This window comes from Halobaculum gomorrense (assembly GCF_900129775.1).
GTDB classification, from domain to species: Archaea; Halobacteriota; Halobacteria; order Halobacteriales; family Haloferacaceae; genus Halobaculum; species Halobaculum gomorrense.
Map to the genome: position 1 here is coordinate 201,345 of NZ_FQWV01000002.1, position 14,071 is coordinate 215,415.

Consider the following 14,071-nt stretch of genomic DNA (forward strand, 5'->3'; position numbering starts at 1 on the left):
TGGGTGGTGCGGCGACACCGGCGTCCGGAGGAACGGCACAGTGAGTCGAGGCGGGAGGCAACGCTCCCACCGACTGCCGGCCCTCCTCGAACGAGACCCGAGCAGCGTCCGCCGATCGCGGGTCAGACGGACGCGACGACGGGCTACCGCGCGGTCGCCGACTTCTCGCCGAGACGCCGGCGCGCCAGCGGCCCGACCGCGGTCTCACATCTCGGGCACACCGGGTACCCGAGGGTGTCGTACTCGATCCCGAACGACGGCGCCGACGCGCCACAGTCGTCGCAGGTGAAGACCGCTCGGTCGACTATCTCCATATACATGTCAAACGGTGTCAAGATACATAACTGTATGCCAGCCGTCTGACGCGAGCGGAACGGACGCGTGCGGTGCGCAACGGGACGGGATCGACAGAAATCGGCGGAGTCGGCCGACACGGAGCGATCGTCAGAGTCGTGCGGTCGGCGGCGACGGGTCGGTCTTCAACGAGCCAGCGGTTGGTTGAACGCGGTTTCCTCCGCCAGTACCAGCTCCCAGGTCCGCTCGCACTCACAGGACACCTGCTCGAACACCGAGGGGTCCTGCCGGAGGTCGAAGTCCTTGATCGCCGTCTGGACGCGGTCGTCGCACTCGCCGCAGTTGTGCGGGCCGCGGTCGCTCCCGTGGCCGACGGGGTCGGAGACGACGATGGCGTCGGCGTCGACGGTGCGTTCGAGGACCGCCGCGACCGACCAGAGCCACGGCGGGCGGTAGCCCCCGCGGAAGTGGAGTTCGTCCACCATCGTGTACCGCTGGACGTTGCAGGGGTTCATCGACACCGTGTGGCAGTTGTCGACGGCCGCACAGCGCTCGACCGACGAGACCATGTCGTCGAGGGCCTCGGATTCGGCGAGAAACGGCGGCTTCATCAGGAGGTACGCCTTCACCCCCGCGCCGGCCTCGGCGGCCTCTGTGCAGGCGTCCTCGAAGTCAGAGAAGGCGAAGTACTTGTTCACGCAGTCGTGGCGGACGCGGTCGGTGGCGGTCTCCAGCCCGATCGCCACGTCGGTTTCGAGGCCGCGCTCGGTGAACTCCGAGAGCTTCGCCGCGGAGACGAAGTCGGGGAGCGACTCGACGACCATGCGCTCGCGGTCGGCGAACGTCTCGGCGATCGCCCGCCGGCTCTCGGCGGGCACCTCGCGCTCGTCGAGGAACGAGCCGGAGGTGTAGATCTTGATCAGCTCCGCCGGCTCGTCGGCGTTGTCGCGCTCGTGCTCCAGGCAGGCGTCGATCTGGTCCATGAGCGCCTCGTGGGAGACGCTGCCGCCCTCGACGGACTCGGCGACGTAGCCGCACATTGTGCAGCCGCCGGCGCGGGCCCACCGGCAGCCGCCGGTGTTGAGGATGATCGTAAGACTCGTCTTGACGCCGTCGGGCGTGTTGTCCTCGTCGAGCCACACGCGGGTGGGCTCGTGGGCGTCGTACGTCTCGTCGCGCTCGGCTCGGATGTCGCGCATCACCGCGTTGTGGGCGTCCATCCCGCGGTCCCGCTCGTAGACCTCGGGGCTCGGCTGACTCATTGTCCCCTCTGGGCGACAGCCGCGGAAAACCGCTTCGCTCACGCGTCGTCGGCGCGAGCGGCTCCGTCGACGCGCCACCGCCAGGCGAGCGCGCCGACGACCGCGCCGACCGCGTTGACGACGCCGTCCAGCGCCGAGGGATCGCGGCCGGGGACGACGCCCTGCGCCACCTCGACGCCCGCGCCCAGCGCCGTCGCCGCGGCGGCGACACCCGCCAGCGCGACGAGCGGCGGGGCTCCCCCGCCGCGCCGCCACCGCGCCGGGAGCGCCCGCCCCATCGTGTACGCGACGGCGGCGTAGCCGGCGGCGTGGGCCGACTTGTCGCTCCCGGGCGGCAGCACGTCGGTCGGAGACGCCTGATCCGGCGTCGCGGGGACGGGGATGAGCGACGAGGTAACGACGATGACCGTCACCGCGGCAAATACCGCGAGCCGTCGAGCGTCGGTGTGCATCGATCGGAATCGGTGACTGCACGGCAAAAGCTCTCCTCCTGTAGCCGCGGCCAGCGCCCAGGAAGAGAAACTGGAAACGGTTACATCTGCGTGACAACGGCTAACAGAATTCAGACCCATATAACTAATGTAGATTAACCATGACAGACCTCGGCGGATTCCGGGACCACGTCGCGCACGTGGACCTCTCGGCGGGCGACGTATCGTACGCGGGCATCGACGACGAGGATGCCAAGAAATACATCGGCGCGCGCGGTCTCGGCGTGAAGTACGTCTTCGACGCGGGTCCGGACGTGGAGCCGCTGGAGCCGGAGAACCGACTGTGCTTCATGAACGGGCCGCTCACGGGCACCCAAACCGTGATGAGCGGCCGGATCGCGGTGGTGACGAAGTCGCCCCTTACGGGCACCGTCACCGACAGTCACCACGGCGGCTGGTCGGGCGCGCGCCTGAAGTGGTCGGGCTTCGACGGCCTGGTGTTCGACGGCGCGAGCGACGATCCGGTGTACGCGTTCGTTGAGGACGGCGAGGTGGAACTGCGCGACGCCTCCCACGTCGCGGGTAAGGGCGTCCACGACACCATCGACGCCCTCGGTGAGGAGGTCGACGGCACCGTCGGACGCAACGTCTCCGTGATGGCGATCGGCCCCGGCGGCGAGAACGGCGTGAAGTACGCCTGCATCGTCAACGAGGACGACCGGGCCTCCGGCCGCGGCGGCACGGGCGCGGTGATGGGCTCGAAGAACCTCAAGGCGGTCGTCGTCAAGTCGGGCACCAAGATGCCCAAGCCGGAGAAGCCCGACGTGTTCCAGGAGGGGTACCAGCAGGCGATGGAAGTCATCCAGGAGTCCGACGTGACCGCGCCCAACGAGGGCGGCCTCTCGCTGTACGGGACGAACGTCCTGATGAACGCCGGCGAGGAGATGGACGGCCTCCCGACGAAGAACGGGAAGTACACCTCGACGGCCGCGATGCGCGACGCCGAGGGCGCCGATGTCGACGCCGAGCGCGTCTCCGGCGAGAACGTCCGCGAGAACATCCTCGTCGACGAGCCGACGTGTCACTCCTGTCCGGTCGCCTGCAAGAAGGAGGTCGAGGTGTCGGTGATGCACAAGGGCGAGGAGCTGAACGTTCGCACCGAGTCGTACGAGTACGAGTCGGCGTACGCGCTGGGCCCCAACTCCGCGCACACCGAGCGCGACGAGATCGCCGTCATGATCGAGCGCTGCAACGACATGGGCCTCGACACCATCGAGATGGGCAACATGATGGCCATGGCGATGGAGATGTCCGAGGAGGGTAAGCTCGACGGCCTCGACGAGCAGCTCGACTGGGGCGACACCGAGCGCATGATCGACCTCATCGACGAGGTCGCCCACCGGGACGGCGAGCTTCCCGACGCGCTCGCGGAGGGCGCAAACGGCCTCGCCGAGCGCTTCGACGCGCACGACAACTCCCTGGCGGTCAAGGGCCAGACGATCCCCGCGTACGACCCGCGCTGCATGAAGGGAATGGGCATCGCGTACGCCACCTCCAACCGCGGCGCGTGCCACCTGCGCGCGTACACGCCGTCGGCTGAGATCCTCGGCATCCCGCAGAAGGTCGACCCCTACGAGCACGAGGGCAAAGGCGAGCTGACGGTCACCTTCCAGGACCTGCACGCCATCTCGGACTCGTTCGACATCTGCAAGTTCAACGCCTTCGCCGAGGGGATCGAGGAGTACGTCATGCAGTACAGCGGCATGACGGGCCTCGACGTGACCGAGGACGACCTCATCGAGGCCGGCAAGCGGATCTACACCCTCGAGCGCTACTACAACAACCTCAACGGCTTCGACGGCGAGGACGACTCGCTGCCCGCGCGGTTCCTCGAAGGCGGCATCCCCGGGCAGGGCGCCTCCGAGGGTGAGTATTGCGAGCTCCCCGAGATGAAAGCGGAGTACTACGAGACCCGCGGCTGGGTCGACGGCGTCGTCCCGGACGAGCGCCTCGACGAGCTCGACATCGACGTCGGGCCGGGCACGGGCGTCTCCTCGGGCGACTCGGGCGTCGCGCCCGCTGACGACTAGGACGAGACGCGAGCGTAGCGAGCGTCTCGGCAGAACGGCGGCGAGGTGTGTGCGGCCGACCGGAGGTCGGCCGCACGGCCCGAGCCGCCCACGAACGACCACTTTTGCGGGGGCATGTCCTCGCGCGCCTCCGGAAGACTCGCTCCGCTCGTCTTCCGTGTTCTCGTTCGCTCCGCTCACGAGAACTCCGGCGCGCTGCGGCCAGAACCCGCAAAAATCCGTCGATGATCAAAAGGCCGCTCGCTCGCCAGCCTCACGGCTGGCTCGCTCGCGGTACAACTGCTAGTGATCAGTGGATTCTCAGCTTCGTCGATCGCTCTCTCGTCTCCCGTTCGCACCTACCGCCCAGATTTTTCACCTCCCCGTGAGGATGGCGGCCCGTGTCCAGCGAGTCCCCGCTCACCCTCCGACAGTCGCTGAGCTCCCGAACCGGGATCGCGGTCGTCGTCCTGGTCGTCCTGTTCACCCTCTATGCCGTCCTGATTCAGGCGCAGGTGCTGGTGGTCGTGTACCTGCTCTCGGTCGCGTTCCTGCTGTGGCTGCTGTCTCGATTCGTCCGCGCCCACGAGCGCATCGCGGTCGCGCAGGAACGCCGCGCTGCGGTCGCCACCGACGACAGTGCGGGCGACGTTGACCGGTCGGGTACCGCCGGCGACGCGACCGCCGACACGGCACCGGCGGACGCCGACGGCGTGGACCGCCCCGCCTCAGGCGTCGCTGAACCGGGCGATCAGCCAGACGGTGAGGACGACCGCGAGGAGTGAGACGCCGGCGACCGCGAGGAACGCCGCCCGTCGGCCGGCCGTCTCGATGAGGTAGCCGAACGCCGGCGGCGCCACGGCGTTGCCCAGCATCACCCCGATAGTCGTGATCGCGAAGCTGGTTCCGGTCGTCCCGTCGGGCGCGAACGCGTCGGTGAGCTTCGAGCGCGCCGGTCCGGCGATCGACCGCGCCTCGCCGACGAGCAGCACGAGCACGACGGCGACGAGCGGGCCGACCGTGCCGAGCGCGAACAGACCGACGAGCCCGGCGACCGCGGCGAAGCTGGCGACCATCACCGGCCCGGCGCTGATCCGGTCGGAGAGGTCGCCGCCGACGGCGGCGGACTCGTCGTCGTTCCCCTCGCGGTTCGGCGCCGTCACCGCGCCGTCGACGCGGGCGGCGAACAGCCACGTGAGGTTCGGGGAGGCGACGAGGCCGCCGGCGCCGATGAGGCCGACGCCGACGCGCCAGGAGTAGCCCGCGGCGACGACGCCCGCGATGAGCACCGGCGGCGTCGCGAAGCCGAGCGACCCCCGAAGCCGTAGAGGCTGTACGCGCGACCCATCAGGTCGTCGGGCGTGGAATCGGAGATGAGGGGGTAGTGCGCCGGGTGATGCCCCGCGACGCCGATCCCGATGACCGCCTGCGCGACGAGGAGCCACTCGTAGGTGGGCGCCGCGGCGGCCGCGAGCACGCCGACGGCCCTGACCACCGACGAGAGCCCGAACGCGAGCGTGCGGTCGTAGCGGTCCGCGAGTCGGCCGAAGGGGAGCTGAAACGCCGTGTTGGTCGCCCCTTGCACGCCGAGCGCGACGCCCAGTGCGGCGAGCCCGACTTCGAACTCGCCGGACAGCACCGCGAGGATCGGCGGGAACAACACGAGGTACGCGTGGTTGAGGTACTGCGAGGCCGAGACGGCGCTCACGACGACCCACGTCTCTCGGGGGGCGCGGCGCGCGGCGGCCAGCGGCGACTCCGTTATCGTCCGATCCTCCGGTCGGTCGCTCCTCTGCTCGCGGGCGTCGGCAAGCGCCGCCGCCTCCGGGTCTGGGTGCGGTCACTTCGACCAGTGGGCATCGGGTCGATCACAGGAGGAAGCGCGCGAGGTGGAGCCCGGCCATTCCGGCGGCGACCGTCCACAGCACGTCCTCGGTCTGCCACGCCGCCGCGACCGCGGCGGCGCCGCCGACGATCTCCGGGGACACGAGCGCCCCGATGGTCGCGCCCGCCGGCGTGAAGTCCGGAACGACCAGCGCGGCCAGCACCGCCGCGGGGACGTACACGAGCGCGCGCTCCAGCCACCCGGGAACCTCATCGACGCGGCCGAACAGGTGGATGAACGACAGGCGGATGGCGAACGTGGCCAGCCCCCCGGCGACGATGACCGCCCAGACCGACAGCGGGCCGTAGCTCGTCGCCATCAGCGTCCCCCCGCCCGGTCGCTCTGGCCGTCGTGGTCGCCCCCGCCGTCGGCGTCGGTGTCGTCGCTGTCGACCCCGTCGTTGCCGTCGACCCCGTCGCCACCGATCCCGTCGTCGTCGCCCTCGCCGGCAGCCCCGAGGCCCGCTTCGTCGACGGCGATCCCGGTCGCGACGCCGCCGACGGCGCCGACGATCAGCCCGGCGTTGAACGGGAGTCCCGCGCCCGCCACCGCGACCGCGGCGGCGACGAGGGCGGCCGCGAGACTCGGGGCGTCGGAGACGGCGGGGACGAGCAGCGCGAGGAACACGAGCGGCACGGCGAAGCCGAGGCGCCACCCGTCGGGGACGGCGGCGCCGAAGACGACGCCGACGACGGTGCCGACCTGCCAGACGACCCACAGCGTGAGCGCGACGCCGAGGTAGTAGTAGGGGCGGCGGGTGGTGCCCTCGCGGTCGCGGTCGCTCGCGTAGCGGGCCAGCGCCAGCGCGTACGCCTGGTCGGTGAGCAGGTACGCACAGCCGGCTCGCACGCGCGCCGAGAGGTCGCGGAAGTACGGCGCGATCGACGCCGAGTACATCAGCATTCGGAGGTTCACGACGACGACGGTGAGCACGACGACGCCGAGTGCGGCGTCCTGTCCGAGCAGCTCGATGGCTGCGAGCTGGGAGGCGCCGGCGAAGACGACGACGGAGAGGCCGGCGGTCTGCAGCGGCGTGAGGCCCGCCTCGACGCCCGCGACGCCGGCGACGAGCGCGAACGGCACGATCCCGAGCAGCAGCGGGAGCGTGTCGCGGACCCCAGCGCGCAGGTCCGGTGGGAAGCGGCTGTCCATGGGTCACGGCCGGCGCGCGCACTCAAGGCGGCAGCGATCTCGGCAGCGGCGTGGGAGTCGGAGAGTTATCGCCCGACGACGACCGCCTCGCGCAGTTCGAGCGCGGACTCGAATTCCCGGCGTCGCCGCCGCTGCGTCCCGACCCGGAGGAGGTGCTGCTCGTGGGCGCGGCGGAGGGCGTCGACCTCGCGGCGGTTCACGCCGAGTTCGTCGCCGATCTCCTTCCAGTGCCCCTCCGGCACGAGGAACGTCACGGCGCCGCGGTCGGCGCCCTCATCGACGCACTCGTAGGCCCGCTCGTACTCGTCGAGGTGCCCGCGGAGGTGCTCGTCGGCCGCCCGGAGGAGTTCGGGGAGCCGGCCGGCGCCGACGCTCGCCTTCGCCGCAGCGATCATGAGCGCGTTCGGGTCGATCGGGTGGCCCATCGCCCGCGTCTCGGGGTCGTACGACGGGTCCGCGTCGCCCGCGCGGTCGGTGCCGTCCCCGTCCTCGCGGTCGGTGCCGTCCTCGTCCTCGCGGTCGGTGCCGTCCCCGTCCTCGCGGTCGCGCCCGGGCATCACCCGCCGGCGCGCATCGCCTTCTGTCCGAACCGGTCGATCAGGTCGTCGAGGACGGCGGGGTCGCCCTCGAAAGTGACCGTCACTTCGGTGAGCGTGATGGCGCCCGCGGCGGCGACCTTCTCGGCGGCGACGGAGGCGCGCCAGCCGTCGCCGACGACCTCGGTCACCGCCTCGTCGGGACCGTCCGCGTCGCCGCCGAGGTTCCGGAGGTAGTGAACCGCGAGGCGTCGGGAAATCCCGCGGTAGGCCTCAGTTCGGGTCTCCGAGGAGACTGCGGTCGCCGCGCCGTCGTCGCCCTCGCCGTCGCAATCGCCGTCAGACGCCGCTTCGGCGTCTCCGCCGTCGGTCCGCACGGCGGCCGACGCCGGTCGGTCGCGGTCGACGCTGCCGCCGGCGACGGGGGGGAACACCGCGAGCGTGTCGCCGTCGTCGACCGCCGTCTCGATTCCGTCCATGTGCAGGACCTCGCGGCCGTTGAGCAGGACGTTGATCTGCGGCTTGAGGTCGCCGTTCTGGAGGAGGTTGCCCGCGAGGCCGTCGTACTCGGCCTCCAGTGCCTCCAGCACGTCTCCGACGGTGCTGGCGTCGGGGAACGATCGGTCGACGGTCTTCGAGCCGACCGCCTCCCGGAACGTGGCGAAGAACTTCAGCGTGAGCTCCATGATCGAATGTGGGTGGAGACAGATAAAAAGGTGCACGGGGAGCGTGAGGCCGACCGGAGTGCGGTCTCGACACGACGGCGACGAGCTCGCGGGCGAGTCGCCCACGCGACGCGCGGCTGACCGGCGGGGGCCTCGAACGTGCGAACGGGGAGCGTCGCGACGCCGACGCGGAAACCGTCATCCGTATCACTCTGCTGGACCGACGAGTCGACATGTCGGACCCCATCGACACGGACCTCTACGAGCGGACGAAGGCGCTGTTGGAACCCGGCGATATCGAACTGCTCGGCATGGTCGTTCACACCGACCTGGGCGGTCAGGAAGACCTGGAGATGCAGGAGCTGACCGTCGACCTCAACGAGGTCATCGCCGAACACGCCGGCAAGGGCGAGTCGTACATCCACGCCGGCAACGAGGACACGGACTTCTCGTCGAACCAGTTTCAGGGGCGCACGCTCGACGACGAGGAGTTCGTCTGGGAGTGCCAGCAGCTGCTGCGGGAGGGTACTTTCGACCTCGTGTTCTACTACGAGGCCGGCGTCGACCAGGCGTCCCTGGGCGATGACGTGCGCGCGCTCGACGCCGTCCGCGACGTGACGCTCGTCCCCTGACCGCGCGGACAAGCTCGCCGGCACCGTATGTGAGAACCCACCACGAACGCGACGCTTATCCTCGCGGCGTTCGCAGCGTCGGTATGGACCAAGTCGGGACGGATGTCGACCTCTCGACGCTCGAACGCGCCGTCGTCAACGCCTTCCAGGGCGGCTTCCCTGTCGTCGAACGGCCGTGGGAGCCGGCTGCGGCGGCGCTCTCGGAGCGCGGGGTCGACGTGGACGCCGACGAACTGCTCGCGACCGTCCGTGACCTGGACGAGCGCGGCGTGCTCTCGCGGTTCGGCGCGCTGGTGAACGCCGAGGAGATCGGCGGCACCGCGACGCTCGTGGCGATGCACGCCCCAGAGGACCGCTACGACGAAATCGCCGAGACGGTCAACGGCTTTCGCGAGGTGGCGCACAACTACGAGCGCGAACACCCGCACCTCAACATGTGGTTCGTGGTCTCGGTCGCCAGCGAGGACGAGGTAGAGCGCGTCCTCGGCGACATCGAGGCGGCGACCGGCCAGGAGACGTACAACCTCCCGAAGCAAGAGGAGTTCCACGTCGGCGCGACGTTCCTGCTCGACGGCCCTGTGAGCGACGGCGACCTCGACCTCTCACACCTCGGGCCCGAGGTCACGCCCGCCGAGGAGCGCGGCATCACCGCCCGCGAGCGCGACCTCGTCGTCGAGATCCAGGGCGGCCTCCCGGTGACGGAGACGCCGTACGCGGATGTGGCTGACGCGGTCGGTCAGCCCGTCGAGTGGGTCGTCGAGACGCTCACGCGCTTCAACGAGGAGGGGAAGGTGCGCCGCGTCGGCGTCATCCCGAACCACTACGCGCTCGGCTACACCGAGAACGGGATGACCGTCTGGGACGTGCCCGACGAGCTGCTCGGTGAGGTCGGCCCCGCCGTGGCGTCGCTGGGGTTCGTCACCCACTGCTACCACCGGCCGCGACACGAGGGCGTGTGGCCGTACAACTTCTTCGCGATGACCCACGGTCGCGACGAGGCGGAGTCCGAGCGTCGCATCGAACAGGTGCGCGAGGTGATGGCGGAGTTCTGGGACGTGGGCGACGACGAGTGGGACTCGCTGTTCTCCACGCGCATCCTGAAGAAAACCGGGATCCGGCTCGACGAGCGCGCCGACGCGCAGGTGCGCCACGAGGGTGCGGGTCCCACGGACGCGTGACCGTGGTCGGCACGCGGTCGCAGAGCGCGCCGGGCGACCGGCGAGCGCGGCCGCTGCTCCGACCCGAACGCGTTCGCTCACGGTCCACGGATCGTGGTCCGGCGGCCAAGAACTATCACCCCCGGATGGAATCGTCGACCGATGCGGAGGGAGTACCGTGATACCGCTGCTGCACGACTTCACGGACGAAACGGTGCTCGTCGTCGGCGGCGGCCCAGTCGGCGCGCGCAAGGCGCGCACGTTCGCGCGAGAGTCGCGGACCGTCGTCGTCAGCCCCGCGTTTGGCGAGCGAGAGTTCGGCGACGCAGAACTGGTGCGGGCGGCACCCGGCCCCGGGGAGGTGGCCGACTGGGTCGACCGCCTCGACCCGGCGCTGGTCGTCGCCGCGACGAGCGACGAGGCCGTGAACGAGGCGGTCGAGCGGGCCGCGCGGGAGGCGGGCGCGCTCGTCAACCGGGCGGACCGCTCGGGCGGTCGCGACGCCGGCAGTGTCGTCGTGCCGGCGACGGTTCGCGACGATCCCGTCGTCGCGGCCGTCGCGACCGGCGGGGCCGCGCCCGCGCTCTCGAAGGAACTGCGTCGGCGGATCGAATCGGAGATCGATGGCGCGGGGCCGATGGCCGACCTGCTGGCGGAGATCCGCGCCGACCTGAAGGCGGCAAACGTCGATCCAACCGACCGACGGGATGCGGTTCGCGCGGTGGTCGGATCGTCGGCGGTTTGGAAGGCTTTACAAGAGGGACTCTCCAAGGCACGACAGGAAGCGGATCGAATCATGGAGGCGACCGATGATTGACACCGGCGTCATTGCGGGCGTGAGCGTCAGCCACGCGAACGCGTCCGTCGAGGAGATCGAAGCCGCCCAGACCGCGGATTCGACGACGCTCGTGTCAGCCCTGCTCGCTCGCGAGGGGGTCGAGGAGGCGTTCGCCATCCAGACGTGCAACCGGGCGGAGGCGTTCGTCGCGGCCGACGACGCCGCCGCCGCGCGCGCGGCCGTCGAGGAGTTCGCCCCCGAGGTGCGCGAGGGAGCGATCGTCCACTTCGACCACGAGGCCAGCCTGCGGCACCTCATGCGCGTCGCCGCGGGGCTGGAGTCGCTCGTGCTCGGCGAGGATCAGATCCTCGGGCAGGTGAGCGACGCCGCCGAGGCGGCCCGCGGCGTCGGCGGGCTTCGCGGCGGCGTGCTCGACGACGCGCTCTCGAAGGCCCAGCACGTCGGCAAGCGCGCTCGCGCGGAGACGGCGATTAACGAGGGGTCGCTGTCGCTCGGCTCGGCGGCGGTCGAACTCGCCGAGCGCGAGACCGACCTCGCCGGCGCCTCCGCGCTGGTCGTCGGCGCCGGCGAGATGGGGCTGCTCTCGGCGCGAGCCTTGGACGCCTCGCCGGTCTCGCGGATCGTCGTCGCGAACAGGACCCTCCGAACCGCCGAGCACATCGCCTCGGATCTCGACACCGACTCGGCAGCGATCAACCTCGACGCGCTGTCGGCGGAGGCGGCCGCAGCGGACCTCATCATCGCCGCCACCGGCGCCGTCGATCACACCGTCACCGACGAGATGGTCGCCGGCGCCGGCGAGACGCTGTGCATCGACCTGGGACAGCCGCGCGATGTTGTCCCCGACGCCGGCGACGAGCGCGTCGCCGTCCGCGACATCGACGACCTCGAGACCGTCACCGACGAGGCGCGCGAGCGTCGCTCGAGCGCCGCCGAGGCAGTCGAAGAGATGATCGATGCGGAGTTCGACCGACTCCTCGAGGAGTTCAAGCGCAAGCGCGCCGACGACGCGGTCTCCGCGATGTACGAGTCCGCCGAGCGGACGAAACAGCGCGAACTCCGCGAGGCGATGGCGAAGCTGGAGGCGCAGGGCGACCTCACCGACGACCAGCGCGAGACGGTCGCCGGCCTCGCGGACGCGCTCGTCGGCCAGCTCCTCGCGGCGCCGACGAAGAGCCTCCGGGAGGCGGCCGCCGAAGACGACTGGACGACGATCCACACCGCGATGCAGCTGTTCGACCCCGGGTTCGACAGTCCGCCGGCGGAGATCGACTCGGCGCATTCGGCGGACGACGCCACCGATGCCACAGACGGCGGGCTCGAACACCTCCCGGAAGACTAAGTCGCAGTCCGGTAGTTTTCGGTTGGTCGATGTTGAAAATTCCGTCGGATCTCTCGATAGGGGAAATGGTGATGTGCGATGCCGTCGCATGTGTGCGTATGCGTGGAGCGAGTCACGGCGTCGGTCGGCTCTCGATCGAGCCGGTCGAACTGGGAGTGGAGGCGATGTGCCGGGCGACCGCGTGCGATCATCCGGACCTCGCCATCGGGCTCGCCGTGCTGGGTGTGACGGCCGCGTTCCTGCTCGTCGCGGGGGCGGTGATCTCGCGGCTCGACGGCGCGCGCGAGGCGCTCGCACGCGAAGCGACGCGAACGCGCGCCGAGCGCGACGCGTTCGCACGGTTCCGTCGTCGGGTCGCGAAGCTCGAACCGGGCGAGCGCGCGTGGCCGTCGCCGACCGGCGGGGGGACGAACGTGTTGACGGTGCCGGCCGGAAGCGGCGCCGGCTCTGACGACGCGTTGGCGAGCGCCCGCCAGGCGTACCGGGAGACCGTAATGTCGACGCCCCACTACGAGGAGGAGTACGGCGAACCCATCGCGGTGAACGTCGCCGAGGAGTTCTCCGGACCGGTCGCGAGCGCGCTCGTCGAGGACGGCGCGACGCTGACACCGTCGCTTCGGGCGACGCTCGCGGACGGCGCACGGCGGGCCTGCGAGGATCGGACGGAGCTGCTCTCCCGGCTCGAAACGGAACGCTCGGCGGTTTCGGACGCCGAATCGACGCTCGCTCCGGCGGCGGAGGCCGGAGAGCGGATCGTCGACCGCGACCTCTCGACGGCGAGCTACACCGACATCGTCAGCGAGTACGAGCGCCTCGAGTGGCACGAGGGACGCGTCGAGACACTGCTGACGGACCGACAGGGTCGGATCCACGACGAGGAGGGCGACAGTCGCTACTGGTTCGAGTACCTCTATCGCTCGCTTCCGGCGACGTACCCCGTCCTCTCGGCCGGTGCGGACGCGCTCTCGACGATCGACGAGGCGAAAGGACGGCTCGCGTCGGCCGCGGGCGGGCGCTGAGCGTCGGCTCCCCCCGACAGCAGCCTCCCGGTTACCTGCGACGGTTCTCGCGCCCCGCCACCCTGGGGTACGTTTTTCCCCAGGGCGGCCGTCCGTGTGCGCGTGAGCGACGTACTCGATGCCGACGAGATCGCGGCAGAACTGCCCGACGGCTGGCACCACGACGCCGAGGCCGACGAGATCGCACGCACCTTCGAGTTCGACTCCTATCTCGAGGGCGTCGGCTTCGCCGCCGGCGCGGGCGGCCTCGCGGAGGAGGCGTTTCACCACCCGACGATGACCGTCGAGTGGCGCGAGGTCGAGGTGCGCCTCACCACCCACGACGCCGGCGGCGTCACCGCGAAGGACATCGACTTGGCCGAGCGGCTGAACGGGCTCGTGGAGTGAGCGGGGCGGGCAGGTGGACGCGTCGTACGTGTTTCGGGTGCGGTTCACGCTCTCGCCGCGGCGCGCGCGGATCGACCCGGACGCCTTCGAAACGGTGGTTCGGATCCCCGCGCCGCCGCCGGGCGAGGAGGGGTGGCTGCTGTTTCGCGACGCCCTGTGGCGCGGGGAGGCCTCCGACGCGGAGCACGCGCGGCGCCTCTGCGGCGACCGGCTGCCGGCGGGCGTCGAGGTACTGTCAGCGACGTTCGCTGAGTTCGAGACCGACGAGACGTATCTCGAGGCGCTGCGCGCGGCGATCGACGAGGACCCCGCGGCGTTCCGCGCCGACTCGGCGCGCGAGGCGCTGCACAAGTACTTCGGCTCCTCGATCCGCGTGGGCTCGGGCGAGGAGGCGTCGGCCGGGGGGTCGAAGGGGGAGTGACGCCGCGGGCGGGTCCGTTC

Annotated in this window: 16 protein-coding genes and 2 pseudogenes; 9 read left to right on the plus strand and 9 right to left on the minus strand. The window is 70.7% G+C overall.

Annotated elements, in window-relative coordinates:
* Positions 1-143: 143 nt before the first annotated feature.
* From BUE16_RS16605 to BUE16_RS04520, 3 genes are all read right to left on the minus strand, one after another.
* On the minus strand, positions 144-314 hold the full coding sequence (locus BUE16_RS16605; protein WP_159435731.1) for a hypothetical protein: 171 nt from the start codon (positions 312-314) through the stop codon (positions 144-146).
* A gap of 165 nt (positions 315-479) precedes the next feature.
* Positions 480-1,556 (minus strand): archaeosine biosynthesis radical SAM protein RaSEA, encoded by a 1,077-nt coding sequence (locus BUE16_RS04515; RefSeq protein WP_073307234.1) that lies wholly within the window; start codon positions 1,554-1,556, stop codon positions 480-482.
* Positions 1,557-1,594: 38 nt separating this feature from the next.
* Entirely contained in the window at positions 1,595-2,008 is a 414-nt protein-coding gene (locus BUE16_RS04520) for a hypothetical protein (protein WP_073307235.1), read from the minus strand.
* Positions 2,009-2,148: 140 nt separating this feature from the next.
* Here BUE16_RS04520 and BUE16_RS04525 point away from each other — a divergent pair, with 140 nt between their 5' ends.
* The gene (locus BUE16_RS04525; RefSeq protein WP_073307236.1) at positions 2,149-4,077 is read left to right on the plus strand and encodes an aldehyde ferredoxin oxidoreductase family protein; all 1,929 of its coding nucleotides are present in this window, start codon (positions 2,149-2,151) and stop codon (positions 4,075-4,077) included.
* Between the two features lie 380 nt (positions 4,078-4,457).
* Positions 4,458-4,841 carry a hypothetical protein gene (locus tag BUE16_RS16860; protein WP_073307237.1) on the plus strand — a complete coding sequence of 128 codons (384 nt, stop codon included), beginning with the start codon at positions 4,458-4,460 and terminating at the stop codon, positions 4,839-4,841.
* Here the strand turns inward: BUE16_RS16860 and BUE16_RS17435 are convergent.
* From BUE16_RS17435 to BUE16_RS17125, 6 genes and pseudogenes are all read right to left on the minus strand, one after another.
* Complete coding sequence (locus BUE16_RS17435; protein ID WP_343123981.1) at positions 4,785-5,132, minus strand: hypothetical protein; 348 nt, start codon at positions 5,130-5,132, stop codon at positions 4,785-4,787. The genes BUE16_RS16860 and BUE16_RS17435 overlap by 57 nt on opposite strands.
* Positions 5,133-5,215: 83 nt before the next feature.
* The gene (locus tag BUE16_RS04540) at positions 5,216-5,764 is read right to left on the minus strand and encodes an MFS transporter (protein WP_073307239.1); all 549 of its coding nucleotides are present in this window, start codon (positions 5,762-5,764) and stop codon (positions 5,216-5,218) included.
* A gap of 160 nt (positions 5,765-5,924) precedes the next feature.
* Positions 5,925-6,260 carry an AzlD domain-containing protein gene (locus BUE16_RS04545; protein WP_073307240.1) on the minus strand — a complete coding sequence of 112 codons (336 nt, stop codon included), beginning with the start codon at positions 6,258-6,260 and terminating at the stop codon, positions 5,925-5,927.
* A gap of 149 nt (positions 6,261-6,409) precedes the next feature.
* A pseudogene (locus BUE16_RS04550) lies at positions 6,410-7,093 on the minus strand (AzlC family ABC transporter permease); the annotation flags it as partial.
* Between the two features lie 65 nt (positions 7,094-7,158).
* Positions 7,159-7,650, minus strand: coding sequence for a hypothetical protein (locus tag BUE16_RS04555; RefSeq protein WP_234972325.1), 492 nt, complete (start codon positions 7,648-7,650; stop codon positions 7,159-7,161).
* Between the two features lie 386 nt (positions 7,651-8,036).
* Positions 8,037-8,315, minus strand: a pseudogene (locus BUE16_RS17125) (ubiquitin-like small modifier protein 1); the annotation flags it as partial.
* 212 nt (positions 8,316-8,527) lie between these two features.
* Between BUE16_RS17125 and BUE16_RS04565 the strand changes: the two are divergent.
* The 7 genes from BUE16_RS04565 (at position 8,528) to lwrS (ending at position 14,051) form a co-directional block, all read left to right on the plus strand.
* Positions 8,528-8,926, plus strand: coding sequence for a DUF5778 family protein (locus tag BUE16_RS04565; RefSeq protein WP_073307242.1), 399 nt, complete (start codon positions 8,528-8,530; stop codon positions 8,924-8,926).
* Between the two features lie 83 nt (positions 8,927-9,009).
* Entirely contained in the window at positions 9,010-10,104 is a 1,095-nt protein-coding gene (gene ahbB, locus BUE16_RS04570) for a siroheme decarboxylase subunit beta (protein ID WP_073307243.1), read from the plus strand.
* 157 nt (positions 10,105-10,261) lie between these two features.
* On the plus strand, positions 10,262-10,900 hold the full coding sequence (locus tag BUE16_RS04575; RefSeq protein WP_073307244.1) for a precorrin-2 dehydrogenase/sirohydrochlorin ferrochelatase family protein: 639 nt from the start codon (positions 10,262-10,264) through the stop codon (positions 10,898-10,900).
* Positions 10,893-12,224, plus strand: a complete 1,332-nt coding sequence (gene hemA, locus BUE16_RS04580; protein ID WP_073307245.1) for a glutamyl-tRNA reductase — start codon at positions 10,893-10,895, stop codon at positions 12,222-12,224. Before BUE16_RS04575 ends, hemA begins: the two co-directional genes overlap by 8 nt.
* 98 nt (positions 12,225-12,322) lie before the next feature.
* Positions 12,323-13,243 (plus strand): DUF7260 family protein, encoded by a 921-nt coding sequence (locus tag BUE16_RS04585; RefSeq protein WP_073307246.1) that lies wholly within the window; start codon positions 12,323-12,325, stop codon positions 13,241-13,243.
* 102 nt (positions 13,244-13,345) lie between these two features.
* On the plus strand, positions 13,346-13,630 hold the full coding sequence (locus BUE16_RS04590) for a 4a-hydroxytetrahydrobiopterin dehydratase (protein ID WP_073307247.1): 285 nt from the start codon (positions 13,346-13,348) through the stop codon (positions 13,628-13,630).
* Positions 13,631-13,643: 13 nt separating this feature from the next.
* Positions 13,644-14,051 (plus strand): LWR-salt protein, encoded by a 408-nt coding sequence (lwrS, locus tag BUE16_RS04595; protein ID WP_073307248.1) that lies wholly within the window; start codon positions 13,644-13,646, stop codon positions 14,049-14,051.
* The last annotated feature ends 20 nt before the right edge of the window (positions 14,052-14,071 follow it).

Excerpts from the sequence above, each read along its gene's own strand:
- BUE16_RS04585 (WP_073307246.1), top strand. The coding sequence starts at position 12,323 with ATGCGTGGAGCGAGTCACGGCGTCGGTCGGCTCTCGATCGAGCCGGTC.
- BUE16_RS04525 (WP_073307236.1), top strand. The coding sequence starts at position 2,149 with ATGACAGACCTCGGCGGATTCCGGGACCACGTCGCGCACGTGGACCTC.
- ahbB (WP_073307243.1), top strand. The coding sequence starts at position 9,010 with ATGGACCAAGTCGGGACGGATGTCGACCTCTCGACGCTCGAACGCGCC.
- BUE16_RS04545 (WP_073307240.1), bottom strand. The coding sequence starts at position 6,260 with ATGGCGACGAGCTACGGCCCGCTGTCGGTCTGGGCGGTCATCGTCGCC.
- BUE16_RS04565 (WP_073307242.1), top strand. The coding sequence starts at position 8,528 with ATGTCGGACCCCATCGACACGGACCTCTACGAGCGGACGAAGGCGCTG.
- BUE16_RS04515 (WP_073307234.1), bottom strand. The coding sequence starts at position 1,556 with ATGAGTCAGCCGAGCCCCGAGGTCTACGAGCGGGACCGCGGGATGGAC.
- BUE16_RS04555 (WP_234972325.1), bottom strand. The coding sequence starts at position 7,650 with ATGCCCGGGCGCGACCGCGAGGACGGGGACGGCACCGACCGCGAGGAC.
- BUE16_RS04520 (WP_073307235.1), bottom strand. The coding sequence starts at position 2,008 with ATGCACACCGACGCTCGACGGCTCGCGGTATTTGCCGCGGTGACGGTC.
- BUE16_RS17435 (WP_343123981.1), bottom strand. The coding sequence starts at position 5,132 with ATGGTCGCCAGCTTCGCCGCGGTCGCCGGGCTCGTCGGTCTGTTCGCG.
- hemA (WP_073307245.1), top strand. The coding sequence starts at position 10,893 with ATGATTGACACCGGCGTCATTGCGGGCGTGAGCGTCAGCCACGCGAAC.
- BUE16_RS16605 (WP_159435731.1), bottom strand. The coding sequence starts at position 314 with ATGGAGATAGTCGACCGAGCGGTCTTCACCTGCGACGACTGTGGCGCG.